A 13896-nucleotide genomic window follows, 5' to 3' on the forward strand; every position below is an offset into this window, starting at 1 on the left:
GATTAATTTTTGTGGTTTGGGAATATTTTTTAGATTTGCATTAATTTAGAATTAATTTAAATAAAGTAGCTGATCTATTTTAAACATGGGCTTGTCTGTATGCAGAAATTGTTGCAAACATCGAATTCGGAACGCATCCATGTTCTAAAAATATACGCTTTTACACATATTCTGATGAAACCAACACGATATATTCCGACCCGTGTTATCGAATAATTAAAGCTCAATTTGCAGAATAATTGAGTAGGGAATGAATAGGTTATGTTGCTCCATCACCTTCAAAAGACAAATAAAAGAATGAAAAAGACACTTTTGGCAGCTTTATTATTCGCTGCATCTTATGCACAGGCGCAGACAAACTCGTTGATGAACGGCGAGTTCTGGAAGGGCAAACCTACATTGACCGTTGTTAAAGCAGAAATCAGCAAAGGAAATAGCCCTTCTCAGCCGAATGCGGCATCCTTTGATCCGGTCACTATGGCTATATTAAATGGTGCTCCGACTGATGTCGTCAAATTCATGATCGAACAAGAAGGGAATAGTGTAACCAAGAAGACACATCACAGCCGTAGTTATTTACACTGGGCAGCGTCAAGTGGAAATGCTGAATTGGTCGATTTTTTAATAGCGAAGGGATCTGATGTCAATTACCAAGATAGCCATGGTTACCCAATTGTCGCTTATGCAGCTTCAACAGGAAATACAAATACTGCTGTGTATGATGCCTTGTTTAAAGCAGGTGTGAATCCCAAACAGAAATATGAAGGTGGTGCAACTTTGATGATGCTTGCAGCGTCTGCAGACAAGGACCTGGCATTGACGGATTATTTCATAAAAAAAGGATTATCTATTCAAGATAAAGATGAGTCGGGCCGTACGGTAACGGATTATGCTGCTAAACTTGGAAATACCGCGCTTATGGAGAAATTCATCGCCCGTGGTGTAAAGCCAACCAACAATGCGTTGTTTTTTGCGACTCAAGGTTCTAGACAAGCTTCTAACGGTTTGGCGGTTTATACCTATTTGGTTGAAAAGTTCAAATTGGATCCTAAGGCGGTAAATAAGGAAGGTGCTACGGTACTGCATGCTTTGGTTCGTAGGCCAGATATGGATGTGATCAATTATTTTTTGGATAAAGGTGTAGATGTCGCAAAAGCTGACAACGAAGGAAATACGGCACTTATGGTGGCTGCTAGTGGTAAAGATACTAAATTGGTCGAGTTGCTGCTTACTAAAGCGAAAAATGTGAATGCTGTAAATGAAAAAGGAGAATCTGCATTGACTAAAGCAATAGCAAATGGAACTCCTGAAGTAGCTGCGGCATTGGTTAAAAATGGAGCCGATACCAAGGTATTGGATAAGGAGGGCAATAACTTAGCGTTCTATTGGTTTAATTCTTACAAGGAATTGCCACAGGGGGGCAGACCAGGTGGTCAGGGAAATGTGTCACAAGGGGATGAGTTTAAAGAAAAATTAGCGATCCTTAAGACGAACGGATTGGACGTTATTGCTCCGCAAAAAAATGGTAGTACATTGTATCATTTGGCAGTAGCCAAAGAGAATGTGAAGCTTATCCAGAAAGCTAGCGAACTTGGAGTAGACATTAACGCACAAGATAAAGAAGGAACGACGGCACTACATAAGGCAGCTCTCCTAGCTAAAGACGATTCCATATTAAAAACATTGGTTTCGCTTGGTGCAAAAAAGGAATTGAAAACAGAATTCGATGAAACAGCTTATGACCTGGCGAAAGAGAACGATTTCTTAGCTAAGTCCAATGTGCAGCTTGACTTTTTGAAATAAGACAACATCGTATTCCAGTGGTATCTCTAATCATATCGATGAAATATCCCGATAAATAATAGAAATATTGGTAACGCTGAACGGACTACGGATACCTTAAAATTAGATACAATTGAAGATGAATAACATATTTAAAACAACGATAGCCACTCTTTTATTTTCAATGGCAGCCCTAAGCTCTTTCGCACAGGCAGCTAAATATAAGTGCATGATCCAAATGAATGCCTACGAAGGTGAGAAAGCCTACGTCGTGATTTCACTGATTAATCCTAGTGGAGCTTACGAAAAAACACTCGCCGTATTGGGATCTGATAAGCAATGGTATAATACGATCAAGGAATGGTACAAGTTTCAAAATAAGACCAAAGAGAAGCTAAATGCGGTGACGGGTGCGTCAGTTGGTGGCGGTGACCGTGCCATGCGCACTTTGGATATTGACGAATCGAAGTTCAACAAAGGGTATAAACTCCGTTTTGAATCTGCTGTAGAGGAACAAAAATATCATACTGCCGATGTTGAAATCCCTTTAACAAAAGAAGCCATTACCGAAAAAGCGAACGGCAAGGGATACATCAAACTTGTCAAGTTAAATAAAATACAATAAAAGAGGGGTAAAAATGCTGGTATCTATTTGGAGGTATGCACATTTAGCCTTAGCTATTGTTTCTTCTGTCTTTTTACTTTTATTATCGATAACTGGCGTAATATTGGCCGTTGACGCTGTCAACGAAAAAATTCCACCTTATCGGGTTGAACATATTGAAACTTTAAACCTTGCGCAGTCCGTAACAGCCTTGCGCAAGGTTTATCCCGAAATCATAGCGATTTCGGTAGATCACAATCAATTTGTGAGTATTGATGCCATAGACGCTGATGGCAATACCGTGAAGGGTTATATTGATCCGAATACCGGGCGTCTGCTTGGTCCCCAATTGAATAAGTCCCAATTTATTCAATGGGTTACAGCTTTACACCGCTCGCTCTTTCTGAAAGTGACCGGCCGGGTGATTATTGGTGTGGTTTCATTTCTGTTGTTTCTTATTACTATTTCAGGAATTGTTCTGATTGTTAAGCGTCAACAGGGCGTTCGACACTTCTTTGCCAAAATCAATCGGGACTTTTTTGCCCAGTATTTCCACGTTGTTTCAGGACGTTTATTTTTGATACCAATTTTGATATTGGCCCTAACTGGTACCTATTTATTCCTGGTACGTATTGAAATCTTAAAGAAGCCGAATCAAACCATCGAATATCCCAATAAGATGAAGGAAGATATCGAATTGGAGGTGGCAAAATTTTCAATATTCCAAAATACAAAACTTGTTGATTTGAAGACCTTGGAGTTTCCATTTATGGAAGGCGATCCTGACGAATATTTTGTATTGGAGCTTCGCGATCGGGAATTGACCATCAACCAGTTGAATGGAAGCTTGCATAAAGAAGTCAAGTACCCCTTTACTGCATTGGCCGAAGAGTTGTCTTTGGACCTTCATACGGGTAAGACCAATATTATATGGGCTATTGTACTGGGGCTCGCATCGTTGAATATTGTGTTCTTTATTTATACAGGGTTCGTCATTACATTCAAGCGCACGCGTACAAAAATCAAGAATAAATATAAACCTGAAGAAGCGGAGATTGTTATTCTTTTCGGAACGGAAAATGGAAGTACGCTGTTTTTCGCCAATCAGATCCATAAACAGCTCTTGGCGGATGGGCAAAAATCGTTGCTGCTCGGAATGAATCAATATCAGTGCTTTCCAAAGGCAAAACACTTGCTTGTGTTTACTTCGACATACGGGCTAGGAACAGCACCCTCCAATGCACTTCAATTTGAACAAAAGCTCAATAGCCATCCACAAAAACAAGATGTACAATTTTCGGTTCTCGGCTTTGGTTCAAAAGCCTATCCCGATTTTTGTGCTTATGCGCGCGAAATTGATTGTTTACTAGAAAAACAAGGTTGGGCTTCGCGTTTAACAGACTTACATACCGTTAATGATAAGGATGTTGATGAACTTATTTCATGGATACATGACTGGTCTTCGCAGGCCACTATTGCACTCGCTTCTGCACCAGCTATTTATAGTGCTAAAGTTGTCGGACTGACGAAATTTAAGGTGGTAGCGAAGTCTGCTGTTTCAGCGACTAACACGACCTTTACTTTAGTGCTGAAGCCTGCAAGTAAAATTAACATGCAATCGGGCGATTTATTGGCAATCTATCCCGCGCAAGATCAACGTGAACGTTTTTATTCGATCGGCTACAAAGATGGAATGGTGCAGCTCGTGGTGAAATTGTTTCCTGATGGATTTGGTTCTAGCTTCCTCTATCGATTGGAAACTAATCAAACCCTCCAGGCACGTGTCATGGTTAATCCAAGTTTTCATTTCCCGAAAGCAGCAAATGCAGTCGCTTTAATTGCGAATGGTACAGGGGTAGCACCCTTTCTTGGCATGATTTCAGAAAATGAAAGTAGGGCTCCTTTGCGTCTGTATGCAGGTTTTCGCCATCGAAATGAAATGACTGCGCACTATGTGGATTTTGCTGATCAACAGCTGAAATTAGGGCATCTGCAGCAGCTTGAACTGGCTTTTTCGCGCGAGGAAAATCCACAATATGTCATGGACCTGATCCGTCGGGATGCGCTATATTTTGTCGAATTGCTTGAAAAAGGAGGTTGTGTATTGCTTTGTGGTGCATTGCGTATGCAGCATGATGTTGAACATACTTTAAATGAACTTCTCCTGGCGCATGTCGGCAAAACTATTGCCGACTACAAAGAAAGTGGACAAATCTTAACGGATTGTTATTAGTAAATTGATGGTACAATGGTAAATCCCGTCACGAAGACTACTTTTGGTATAGATCGACTTTATAATTCCTTTTTGGATCAATCTCATGAAGAACAATAAACAATGTGTCCTGCTTTTAATGCTCTGCTTTGTGTCCATTACTTCGGGGATTGCGCAGGTCTTGGTCAAGCGGCAGGTTACCCTTATGGGCTCTGTTTTTGAAATCAGCTTGGTAGATCGGGATAGCGCGATTACAAATCAGCATATCGATGAAGTCATCTCCGAAATAGATCGAATAGAAAACCTGATTTCAGAATGGCGTCCGCAAACCCAAATAGCAGCGGTGAACCGCAATGCAGGGATTAAGCCCGTTAAGGTGGATCGGGAAGTTTTTGAATTAACAAAGCGAGCGATCCAGTATGCTCAAAATTCAGGCGGAGCCTTTGATATTAGTATTGTTGCCTTGGATAAAGTTTGGGTATTTGATGGTAGTATGACCACGATGCCTACGGAAGATCTGGTTAAAAGGTCTGTCGCCAAGGTGGGCTATCAACACATCCGTCTCGACAGTGCATCTTCGACAATTTTTCTGGAATTGCCCGGTATGAAGATCGGTTTCGGCTCGATCGGGAAGGGCTATGCTGCTGATCGTGGCAGGGACATAATGAAGGCAAAGGGAATTGAAGCAGGTATAGTTAATGCTTCCGGAGATCTTTCGGCTTGGGGAAACCCACCCCGGGGGGACGCCTGGAAAGTGGGTGTAAACAATCCGTTCAAACCCCATCAAATGGTCAAAGTTCTTCATTTGAATGAAATGGCCGTAGCAACTTCAGGCAGCTATGAGAAATACGCGGAGATCAATGGGAAACGGTATTCACATATTATAAATCCAGTGACAGGTTATCCAGCTACGGGATTAACTTCAGTGACGATTTATGGACCTTCCGCCGAGATTGCAAATGCCCTCAGTACCTCAATCATGGTACTTGGTGAGAAAGAAGGAAAAAAATTAATTCAGCGTTTCCCAGCATACCGTTATATTTTTATTACCGATAAAGGTAAAGTCATTCAGCAGCGGTGGAAGTAATAGACCACACAGCATCATTTTTTTTCTGAAAGTGTCTAATCTTATTGGCCAGAAAGAACCTTCAGTTTGCTTTCATTGCTGTTGGTGTCTGCGAAGTCATGAAGGTTTTGTTTTATTCCCGATAAAGTAGGTTGAATGCATCAGCTATTAGCTGATTATCTCGTATCTTTATCCTAACAAAGCGTATACGAAAGAAGACGGTAGCGAAAGTGTGCTTATTGGTCAGAAAGTTGAAGTCAGCAAGAAGAAAGATTCATGAAAATAATTTAAAGTAAAAGTTTGACTAGTTCGTCTATGCTGCTATGGACATTGCATACCAAAATCATATGGCAGAAAAAAATTCCAGATCATTTACGGATATCGTTAAGACTTATGGAAGTCAGCTGCTACGTTTTGTTAAGGGAAGGGTAAAGAAAACGGAGGATGCAGAAGATATCTTACAGGAAGTCTGGTATCAATTTAGCCGTTTGACCAATATGGACGAATTGGAGAATGCGGGAGCATGGCTCTATGCTGTCACACGAAATAAGATTACAGACAGCTACCGGAAAAAGAAAAGTGAATCGCTTGATGAGCTTATAGCGGGTGACGAGGATAGCGAAAGTACGTTTCCTATTCGTCAGCTCCTTTTAGCTGACGACTCCAATAATCCTGAGCTAAAATTATTTAAGGATATTTTTTGGGATGAGCTGATGAAAGCATTGGAGGAATTGCCGGAAAAACAACGTCGGGTTTTTGTGCTCAATGAACTGGAAGAGAAAACTCTTCAGGAAATTGCAGTCATGGAAAATGAGAACCTAAAGACGATTATCAGCCGAAAAGGGTATGCAGTGAAGCACCTGAGAATACGGTTGCGAAGTTTGTATGAAGAATTAAAATTTTAAAAGGATTAAGCTATGAATGGAAGAATGAAAAGACAGCGGAAGGGTAAATTCGCTTTTATGGTTGTCGCTATCATCGTTGGTGTTTTTTTGTTGGTAGCATTACTACAATATTTGTGGAATACAGTAATGGTTGATATTTTCAATCTGAAAGCAATTACCTATTGGCAGGCGCTGGGACTCTTTGTCTTGTCGAAAATCTTGTTCGGCAGGGGCTTCGGTAAACCGGGAGGTGGCCGATTCGGACGGGATGTTCCGCCTCAGATGGAAAAAGGAGAAGATCTTTCCGATGAGGAAAGGGAACGTTTGCGGGAGGAATGGAAGCGTCGTTTTGGAGGGCGTTGCGGGTTCTGAAAAAAAGAATAAAAATTTTAAAGTAAAAACTGTTGTTGGGCGTCTTCTTCTATAAAGGCGCCTTTTTTTATGCCGATATCCTGATGGTAAACAAGTAACAGAACGCGAGGATCTGTCAGCAGGGATGTTGGATAAAACAAATAGTTAATTAAAACATACAAATGATCTAGGAAAATTCTATGTGCAATGTGCTGAAAATAGATATAATCCGCAATCATTTTTAAAAAAATGTATTCAAATGAAAAATAAACTTCGATTTATATTGCCACGCCTTATTGTGCTTACGGCAATAGCAGGATTAGCAACATTGATTATTGGGACGATCTTTAAGCTCTTGTTGTTTGGGACAATTCTCTTTGGTATAGGAAGCTTTGCCGCGGCAAGAATGCGTAGAAGAGATAGACAAGCATTCAAAATGGATAGGGCTCCGGTATATCCGAACGTTCACCGTCATTATAACACTGTGGTTGCAATTGTTCCATTACAAGGGCAAAAACGTGCTAAGAAAGCAACAATAGTTCCAGTTTACTAAGGTTAAAAATTGCAAGACGAGGAAATTCATCCCACATCAGTTTACACGTATTATTCAATATAAAAAATTAAAGACATGTTTAAAAGAAATCATTATACCAACGGATATTCAAATCATAATAAATTTTGCGGACAACATTTCAAAGACCGCTTTGAAAAATTCCAACAACAGTTTTTTGATGGTGAAGCCGGGCACAATGCTGGCGTACAGCAAGCTGTTCCTGTAAATATTGCCGAAAATCAAGAATTCTATGAAGTGCAGCTTTTTGCCGCTGGACGTAAGAAAGAACAATTCCAAGTCAGCATAAATGACGGGATACTGAAGATTTCATGTACAGAAAACACCCAGGACAATGCCATAGATTATATCTATAAAGAGCAGGATGGATTGGCATTTGAACGTGAATTCCAATTAAATGAACAAGTACTTACAGATAATGTGCATGCAAGTTTCGAGGATGGGGTATTGACGGTTATCCTTCCAAAAGATCTTGAAAAAGTAAAACGGCCACAAGAGGTTGTTATTGATTAGTAAAAACCAGTTTTGATCTGGGCGCACATCAAGGCTGCTGATGTGCGTAGCCTTAAATCAGCGTAAGAGCTGATGTTGAAAAAGGACAGCATCGAATTTTGCTGTCCTTTTTCTGTCTCTTAATTTACCGCCAACCGGTGCCCAAAAGCAGTGAACAGTAAACGAATTTCGAATAGCTGTTTGGCGCTATGGTCCTTATATCCGTACTACTTTTCTAAGTATTCCCAAAATTTGTCTCGATTGTTGACGAGTGCCATAATTGCTCAATAAGGGCCTAGATCAAGATAATTTCAAAACGGAAACAAACTAATACCAGATTGTAGGTAACAACAATTTTTAATCATTTTTTAAACAGTACTCAGTCATTGTTTATTCAGTCTACACTGAACGATCACTGAGTAATCACTGAACAAGCACTGAACGAGCACTGAATAAACACTGTCGAAAAATATAACATGATACCTGCCAGGTATTCGCTTGATTGAAAGGTATAAAGGTTAGGGATTTGGAGTTTACGCAGCTATAGATCAGCTAGGGCTATAAGATGTTTACAATATCCCTAGTTGGTTTGTCTGCGCTAAATTTGCTTACGCCTGTGCTGGTGAGGCTTGGCTTTATTGTCGCTCGTATGGCACTGTGTGAAGTTTATTTAGATGTTATGTTGTGAAAGCTACTCCGTTCTTTTAAGTTTTTTTTTGAGTTGTTCTTTGCCAAATCGCCAAAAGAAATAGAATAAGCCTATAACAACTATAATTGCCATAAAGGGGATAAATATGGCGAGTATGGTCAAAATGGTTGAACCGATGGTTTCCATGGTCGAGATCATAAAATTGCCAAAACCTGCCGTTCCAACAGACGAGACTGCCCGGGTGCCAGCTAGCGCTGTACTGATGGTCGCCGCGGTACCGCCACCAGCGATGATTGCCATAGCCCAGCGGAAAAAGGGTGAAATATCTGCAAACTGTATGGCAAAAAGTAAGGTACCTGCTATCGTCGCGAGAGGAATTGAAAGGCTGTCCAATATATTGTCAATAAAAGGAATGTAATATCCCGCTATTTCTAGGATCATGGCTAGGCTTGTCGCTGCCAAAACAATAGGTGAGCCCGCCCAGGCCAATTCATTGCCAACCTGGAACAGTTCAAGCCGACAGCCAAGGCTCAATAAGAATAGCGGCATGAAAACCCGGAAGCCGGTAGCTGCAGCCAGACTCAAGCCTATAAAAGCACTTACCAAAAATGTGGATAGCTCATTCATGGTCAATATTTTTGATACAACCTAATTATAGAATAGTAAAAGAATCGCTTTTGTTTTTCAGACTTCCAAAAATCGTCATATTCTAGCTGCTCATTAAAAGATGATTTTTAGTATTTTATATAATTATATATTGTGTATATAGATTTTGATTATAGTGTATCGAATCATTCGATGTACAAGTGGGATCTCATTTGTGTAATTTTATGAAAGTGGGAGTCAAACAATTTGATCACTTAAGATATTATATAAATAAACTTTCTTTTCATATGGACAACAACGAAAAAGACATTAGCAAATGCCCATTTCATAATGGTACAATGCGCAACGCCGTTGCGGGAGGGGGAACTCAAAATCAGGACTGGTGGCCAAATAGACTTCGTGTAGATCTGTTGAGACAACACGCGAGCAAGTCAAATCCGATGGACGAGGGCTTTGATTATGCGGAAGCATTTAAACAATTGGATTTAGAAGCCGTAAAAAGAGATTTGCATGCCTTGATGACCGATTCGCAGGACTGGTGGCCTGCTGACTTTGGACATTATGGACCATTATTCATCCGGATGGCTTGGCATAGTGCAGGAACCTATCGGGTAAGCGATGGTCGAGGCGGAGCTGGGTCTGGGCAACAACGTTTTGCACCACTGAATAGCTGGCCTGATAATGTGAGTTTGGATAAAGCACGTCGCCTGTTGTGGCCTATCAAACAAAAATATGGTAAAAATATCTCCTGGGCAGATTTATTGATTTTAACAGGTAATGTTGCTTTAGAGTCTATGGGCTTCAAGACTTTTGGTTATTCTGGTGGACGTGTGGATGCTTTTGAACCTGAATTGGATGTCTATTGGGGTTCTGAAAAAACATGGTTGGGCGGTGATGTACGCTATGCTCATGGTTCAGAAGGCGTAGTGGAATCACACGGTGTATTATCTGCCGATGATGATGCAGATGGTAAACAACATTCGCGCAATCTTGAAAAACCGTTGGCAGCGGTACAGATGGGATTAATTTATGTTAATCCGGAAGGACCAGATGGAAATCCAGATCCTATCGCGGCTGCAAAAGATATACGGGATACTTTTGGTCGGATGGCGATGGACGATGAGGAAACTGTCGCTTTGATTGCTGGAGGGCATACGTTTGGAAAAACACACGGAGCAGGTCCTGCCGACAATGTCGGAAAAGAACCTGAAGCAGCCGGCATAGAACAACAAGGGCTTGGTTGGAAAAGTACCTATGGCAGTGGAGTAGGAGCAGATGCGATCACGAGTGGCTTGGAGGTTATTTGGACACAGAAACCGACAGAATGGACCAATCTCTTTTTTAAAAATCTCTTCGAAAATGAATGGGAATTAACAAAGAGTCCTGCAGGAGCGCATCAATGGGTAGCCAAAGGAGCTGATTCGACTATTCCAGATCCTTTTGATCCAACTAAAAAACGTAGGCCAACGATGCTGACGACAGATTTGTCCTTGCGTCTTGATCCAATTTATGAAAAGATCTCGCGTAAATTTTACGAAAATCAAGACGCATTTGCCGATGCATTCGCTCGCGCCTGGTTTAAATTGACGCACCGTGATTTGGGACCACGAGAGCGTTATTTAGGTGCCGAAGTTCCTGCTGAGGAATTATTGTGGCAAGATCCTATTCCTGCTGTCGATCATGCTTTGGTCGATGCTAATGATATTAACACATTGAAATCTACCCTATTGAGCGCGGGGCTCAGCACTGCAGAGCTCGTAACGACCGCTTGGGCTTCAGCTTCTACTTTCCGTGGGTCTGACAAGAGAGGTGGTGCAAACGGTGCGCGGATACGGTTGGCTCCGCAGCGTTATTGGCAAGTCAATAATCCAGCACAATTGCAAAAAGTTCTTACTGCGCTTGAGCAAATTCAACAGGACTTTAATGGAAAGCAACAGGGCGGAAAGAAGATTTCCTTGGCAGACTTAATTGTCTTAGGTGGTGTTGCTGCGATAGAGCAGGCCGCTCGTGCAGCTGGACATGCTGTCAACGTACCGTTCCATCCGGGGCGTATGGATGCATCACAGGAACAGACGGATGTAGAATCCATGGGCTATCTTGAGCCAATTGCGGATGGATTTAGAAATTACCGTAAAGGTGCTTACACCGTGTCTACGGAATCATTATTGATCGACAAAGCACAATCACTTACGCTATCTGTTCCGGAATTAACGGTATTAATCGGCGGACTTCGTGTTCTTCAGGCAAATTTTGATGGTTCTGCATTAGGAGTGATGACAGATAGGCCAGGCCAATTGACGAATGATTTTTTTGTCAATCTATTGGATATGGGAACAGCTTGGAAAGCAATCTCTCCGGACCGGGAAGTTTTTGAAGGATCAGATCGTAAATCTGGTGTTAAAAAATGGGAAGCCGGACGTGCAGATCTTGTTTTTGGTTCCAACGCTGAACTGAGAGCTGTTGCTGAAATATATGGCAGTGCCGATGCAAAAGATAAATTCGTACAAGATTTTGTGAAGGCATGGACTAAAGTGATGGAGTTAGACCGTTTTGATCTGCATCGCTAATTGTTAAGAATATCAGTTTTTCAAGAAGCCAGGTCCGACGCGAACCTGGCTTCTTGTTATTTTAGATTTATCCAGATAACCCTGAAATTAACCTTTTGCTCCGGCGCTAAGATTGGCTCAGATTTTTTATGATGTACCTGACCAATATTTATCGCTATGGTCTACGACATGGACCAATTTATTTAATGAGAATAGCAGCCAAAAAAGAACCAATTTTTGCCTCTAATATCATTTTAATCTCACTTTAACCAAATTTTAATTTAATATATGAAGAATTATGGAATTTTCTTTGGGTGTTTCCTATTTTGTGAAATAAAATTCAAGATTTGTGCTACTTTTTCTTCTTTGATCGGTAGTAACTTTGTAATGGTTTCAAAGGAATCTTTGATACATTGTTAGGTTAAAGCTATGTGGAAGCACTTTATTTTTCTGTTTGCAGCACTGTTGTTATCATTTAAGAATTTAAATGCAAACAGTCTTGTACTGAAAAGTGAAAGTGTCGAATCCCAGTTTTTATCTGCAAAACATCCTTCCAACAATGCGGACCATACACACATCGTCCATTTTCATAAAGATCATAGTCAATTTTGTTCGCTTTACCCATCGCTTCAATCCATTGTTGCGGAATTGGACGCCGAAGTGGCACAAGATTGGTTGATGGAGCGTTGGTTGGTTACGGTTGATTTGCTATGGCATGAACTACTGCCATCCCCACAACAGAAAGATTATCGGTATGAACATACCCTTGATCTAGAGCATATACCCATCGCTCGATTTTTGCTGTTTGAGCAAATCAAAATTCCATGCTAAAGCGTACGCTTTTCTTTACATCATACAGGCAAAGAGAACTGTCATTTCTTTTCTAAATTTATTTATTTCTTAAAATATACCAATGCACGAGCTAAGTATAGTAAAGGATATTTTTGATACGTTGACCTCGCATTATGAGGCTAGGGTAGATGATATTCAAAAAATTCAGGTCACAGCAGGATTGTTATCCAACGTCCAGCCTGTATTGATCCAAAATGCATTTGATGCTTTTATTGCTGAAAATACGCAATACCAAGATATGGAAATGGAAGTCGTTGTAAACGATATCATTGCATATTGTGAACATTGTCAGAAAAATTTTCCGGTTCATTTTCATCGATTTGTCTGTGATTGCGGACAGGCTTCTAGTACAATTGCTCAAGGGAATGAACTCTATATATCAAAAGTAATTTTTAAACAAGACTAATATCGTTTATCATGTCAGACAATACTTCAAATCCTAAAAGTTTAGGTAACCGTGTAGGTTCGGTTCAATGTGAAAATACAACGCTACATTTATTAAAAGCAAATGATTTTGTCGCAAAAGCCATCCGCGATAGACTGAAAGACGTTTGTGTGATCAATGTATGTTCTTCTCCGGGTTCGGGTAAAACTACCTTGATGCAAGAAACGGGAAAACGTTTGGCCAAAGATCTGAATATTGCTGTTTTGGTGGGTGATCCGGAAACCGAACGTGATGCGGTTCGTATGCGTGAGGTAGGCATTAATGCATTGCAGATTGTCACTGGTGGAATGTGTCATATTGAGGCACAAATGATCTTACAAGCCCTGGATCATATCGATATCGAAGGAATAGACCTGTTGTTTATTGAGAACGTTGGGAATTTATTGTGTCCATCAGCGTTTGATTTGGGTGAAGATTACCGCGTGACCTTATTGGCGACCACAGAAGGGGACGATAAACCGAAAAAATACCCACGTATGTTTTTAACAAGCGAATTGATGTTGGTTTCCAAAGCTGATTTATTGCCATATGTACCTTTCTCGGTAGATGCGGTAACGAAAGATGCGCGCGAGGTGAACCCCAATTTGGAAGTTATTACAATCAGTACATTAAATGGTGACGGTCTTGATACCTGGTGTGATTGGTTGAAAGAAAGAGTTCAGGCGAAAAAAGATCAATATAAGGCGCTTGAAGTAAAATAACGGCCAATTGATAAAAAGAGTGGTATAGCAATGATCCGCGCTTCATTGTTATACTGTATATGTTGACATGTTATTTGTGTTTAGAGGAAATAGATTTGACGGAGAAGGAAACTGTGTCAGTGCCGTTAACGAAAT

The 13896-nt window shown here is 40.7% G+C and carries 13 protein-coding genes; 12 read left to right on the plus strand and 1 reads right to left on the minus strand.

Going from position 1 to position 13896, the window contains the following annotated elements:
- Positions 1 to 297: 297 nt before the first annotated feature.
- The 8 genes from BGP15_RS01675 to BGP15_RS01710 all read left to right on the plus strand — a co-directional run bounded on the left by BGP15_RS01675 (position 298) and on the right by BGP15_RS01710 (position 7983).
- Positions 298 to 1803, plus strand: coding sequence for an ankyrin repeat domain-containing protein (locus BGP15_RS01675; protein WP_286768544.1), 1506 nt, complete (start codon positions 298 to 300; stop codon positions 1801 to 1803).
- Between the two features lie 118 nt (positions 1804 to 1921).
- Positions 1922 to 2407 carry a DUF2271 domain-containing protein gene (locus BGP15_RS01680; protein ID WP_070567915.1) on the plus strand — a complete coding sequence of 162 codons (486 nt, stop codon included), beginning with the start codon at positions 1922 to 1924 and terminating at the stop codon, positions 2405 to 2407.
- A gap of 13 nt (positions 2408 to 2420) precedes the next feature.
- Complete coding sequence (locus tag BGP15_RS01685; RefSeq protein WP_286768545.1) at positions 2421 to 4619, plus strand: PepSY domain-containing protein; 2199 nt, start codon at positions 2421 to 2423, stop codon at positions 4617 to 4619.
- A gap of 85 nt (positions 4620 to 4704) precedes the next feature.
- Positions 4705 to 5685 (plus strand): FAD:protein FMN transferase, encoded by a 981-nt coding sequence (locus tag BGP15_RS01690; RefSeq protein WP_286768546.1) that lies wholly within the window; start codon positions 4705 to 4707, stop codon positions 5683 to 5685.
- A 326-nt stretch (positions 5686 to 6011) separates the two neighbouring features.
- Positions 6012 to 6569, plus strand: coding sequence for an RNA polymerase sigma factor (locus tag BGP15_RS01695; RefSeq protein ID WP_201303555.1), 558 nt, complete (start codon positions 6012 to 6014; stop codon positions 6567 to 6569).
- Between the two features lie 12 nt (positions 6570 to 6581).
- Positions 6582 to 6920, plus strand: coding sequence for a hypothetical protein (locus BGP15_RS01700; protein ID WP_286768547.1), 339 nt, complete (start codon positions 6582 to 6584; stop codon positions 6918 to 6920).
- A 238-nt stretch (positions 6921 to 7158) separates the two neighbouring features.
- Positions 7159 to 7452: a hypothetical protein gene (locus tag BGP15_RS01705; protein WP_070567901.1), complete on the plus strand. Its 294-nt coding sequence runs from the start codon at positions 7159 to 7161 to the stop codon at positions 7450 to 7452.
- 75 nt (positions 7453 to 7527) lie between these two features.
- A complete protein-coding gene (locus BGP15_RS01710; RefSeq protein ID WP_070567899.1) occupies positions 7528 to 7983 on the plus strand; it encodes an Hsp20/alpha crystallin family protein in 456 nt (151 codons plus the stop codon).
- 670 nt (positions 7984 to 8653) lie between these two features.
- Here the strand turns inward: BGP15_RS01710 and BGP15_RS01715 are convergent.
- On the minus strand, positions 8654 to 9238 hold the full coding sequence (locus BGP15_RS01715; protein ID WP_286768548.1) for a DUF4126 domain-containing protein: 585 nt from the start codon (positions 9236 to 9238) through the stop codon (positions 8654 to 8656).
- A 266-nt stretch (positions 9239 to 9504) separates the two neighbouring features.
- Here BGP15_RS01715 and katG point away from each other — a divergent pair, with 266 nt between their 5' ends.
- The 4 genes from katG (at position 9505) to hypB (ending at position 13761) form a co-directional block, all read left to right on the plus strand.
- Complete coding sequence (gene katG, locus BGP15_RS01720) at positions 9505 to 11784, plus strand: catalase/peroxidase HPI (protein ID WP_286768549.1); 2280 nt, start codon at positions 9505 to 9507, stop codon at positions 11782 to 11784.
- Between the two features lie 408 nt (positions 11785 to 12192).
- Positions 12193 to 12594 (plus strand): hypothetical protein, encoded by a 402-nt coding sequence (locus BGP15_RS01725; protein ID WP_286768550.1) that lies wholly within the window; start codon positions 12193 to 12195, stop codon positions 12592 to 12594.
- 82 nt (positions 12595 to 12676) lie between these two features.
- Positions 12677 to 13021, plus strand: a complete 345-nt coding sequence (locus tag BGP15_RS01730; protein WP_286768551.1) for a hydrogenase maturation nickel metallochaperone HypA/HybF — start codon at positions 12677 to 12679, stop codon at positions 13019 to 13021.
- Positions 13022 to 13032: 11 nt separating this feature from the next.
- Positions 13033 to 13761, plus strand: a complete 729-nt coding sequence (gene hypB, locus BGP15_RS01735; protein ID WP_112376082.1) for a hydrogenase nickel incorporation protein HypB — start codon at positions 13033 to 13035, stop codon at positions 13759 to 13761.
- The last annotated feature ends 135 nt before the right edge of the window (positions 13762 to 13896 follow it).

This window comes from Sphingobacterium sp. 40-24, assembly GCF_001899705.1.
Taxonomy (GTDB): Bacteria; Bacteroidota; Bacteroidia; order Sphingobacteriales; family Sphingobacteriaceae; genus Sphingobacterium; species Sphingobacterium multivorum.